This is a genomic window from Candidatus Obscuribacterales bacterium, assembly GCA_036703605.1.
Lineage (GTDB): Bacteria > Cyanobacteriota > Cyanobacteriia > RECH01 > RECH01 > RECH01.
On sequence record DATNRH010000611.1, the window covers coordinates 1 to 2,308 of the forward strand.

A 2,308-nucleotide genomic window follows, 5' to 3' on the forward strand; every position below is an offset into this window, starting at 1 on the left:
GCAGCAGCAGAACTCCTTTATCAGCGGTCGCTCATGATTGATCAAAGCGTGTTGGGTGAAACTCATCCCAATATCGTTATCAGCCTCAATAGTTTTGCATTACTGTATCAAACTCAGGGGAACTACTCAGCAGCACTGCCGTTATATGAACAGGCAACAGAAATTCGGGAAACCCAATTGGATCTAACTCTATCTGTCATCTCCGAGGCACGGCGGCGGTCGTATCTATCAACTCTTTCACGAGAAACCAATATCCTGATTTCCTTGAACCTCCAGGAGTCACCAGAAGCGGCTCCCTTGGCACTAACGACCCTACTGCGTCGCAAAGGCAGAGTGCTAGATGCCACTGCTGAGAGCTATGCCACCCTGAGACAACAGTTAACCCCAGAAAATCAGGCATTACTTGATGAACTACGTCAGGTAGACACCCAGCGAGCTAATTTATTTTTTGGCGAACCGGTGGAAGGGCAGGCTGAATTACTGGTGACGCTGGAAGCCCGGGCTGAAGTGTTGCAAAATCAGCTAGCGCGGGCCAGTGCCGCATTCCGCACGGAGACCCAGCCCGTCACCCTAGAGATGGTGCAGCAACAGATTCCATCTGATGGGGCATTGGTAGAACTAGTGCGCTACGAGCCTGATGCGGCAATATCCCCTCAAGAGCATCGTAGAATGCCCCGATATGCGGCATACGTGCTGTTCCCCTCTGGCGAGATCCACACAGTAGATTTGGGGGATGCCGCCGCTATCGATGCGCAGGTCTTCACCTTCCTTGATGCCCTGCGCAATCCTCGCTCCAATATTCAACCGATCGCCCGCGCCCTCGATGCCCAACTGATGCAGCCGATTCGCGCCCTCACCGGTGATGCCACCCACCTGCTGCTCTCCCCCGACGCGGCCCTCAACCTGATTCCCTTCGCCGCCCTAATGGACGAAGACGATCGCTACCTCAGCGAAACCCTTACCCTCACCTACCTCACCTCCGGTCGCGACCTGCTGCGGATGAATCGGGGTCTGGAGCCGGGGCAGGGGCCGGTGATTGTTGCCAATCCAGACTATGGAGCCACCGAGCTAGCCGCCGCGTCTCGTGGTGCTACGCCGAGTCAGGGCAATGCCGTCCTCACGGCCCAGCGCTCCACCGACTTTAGCAGCCTCAATGCCTTTGGCTCCCTCCCCGGTACCGAAACGGAAGCGGATGCCATCATGCCCCTCCTGCCCAACGCCACCCGCTGGGACGGAGCCGAGGCTACGGAAGCGGTGATCAAACAGGTTCAAGCGCCCAGCATCCTGCACCTAGCTACCCACGGTTTCTTCCTGCAAGACCAAGACTGTCTGGCCGTTCCCGGCGGTACCCGCACTGCCTCGATTGACGTTGTCTCCACCGTTCAAACCGACTGCGTGCCCACCCCGCGCAATATGGAAAATCCTCTGCTGCGATCGGGATTGGTGTTTGCGGGCGTCAACCAACGGGCCAGCTTCGCGGATGGTAACGACGACGGGGTGCTCACGGCCCAGGAAGTCACCCGAATGAATCTGTTCGGCACCCAACTGGTGGTGCTGTCGGCCTGCGAGACGGGGTTGGGGAATGTGGTGAATGGTGATGGGGTGTATGGCCTGCGGCGGGCGTTTGTGCTGGCGGGGGCAGAAAGTCAACTGATGAGTTTGTGGAAGGTAGACGATTTGGGTACCAGTGACTTGATGCAGGGGTACTATGAACGGTTGATGGAGGGAGCTGGACGCAGTGAGGCCCTGCGGGATATTCAGCGAGAGTTGCAATCGACAGGGGCTTACGGTCATCCTTATTATTGGGCTGGATTTATCGCGTCGGGCAATTGGCGATCGCTGGAGGGAGGGGAATGAAAGCACCGGAGCGCTATTGGCGACTGCTGCGTCTAACCATGCAGGGTCAGCGGCGGGTGGAGGAGTTGCCGCCTTGCCGCCAATGTCTGGAGACCCAATGTCTTGGGAGGGAGGCGGATGCTGTACCGAGTGATGCTGTTGTGCAGCGCCAGTTGCAAACGCTGATGCAGACGGCTGAGAAGATGGTGTCTGTTTTAGCAGAAGGCTGCTTGCGCTGCTATATTTCCTACGAAATCGATCGCACCTGTCGAGACCTGTTTAGTCGCTTTAGTGCCGCTGCTGGTCTGACCTGTTTAGAAGATCTGCTGTCCCTAGTGCTGATGGATACGGATCCCCTCCATCAACGTCCCACCACCCCGTCTCTCGCCGATGACCCGACGCCCTCCGGCAAAGTCTTGCGTACCTTTGATCCGGATAAGGCGCAGCTGAATACCTGGACGAAGCGGGTTGT

The 2,308-nt window shown here is 57.4% G+C and carries 2 protein-coding genes; both read left to right on the forward strand.

The window, feature by feature from the left end; genetic code table 11:
• A partial coding sequence (locus V6D20_12945) for a CHAT domain-containing tetratricopeptide repeat protein (protein HEY9816687.1) occupies positions 1 to 1,857 on the forward strand: 1,857 nt, incomplete at its 5' end.
• On the forward strand, positions 1,854 to 2,308 hold a 455-nt coding region (locus tag V6D20_12950), incomplete at its 3' end, for a hypothetical protein (GenBank protein ID HEY9816688.1). The genes V6D20_12945 and V6D20_12950, both read left to right, overlap by 4 nt.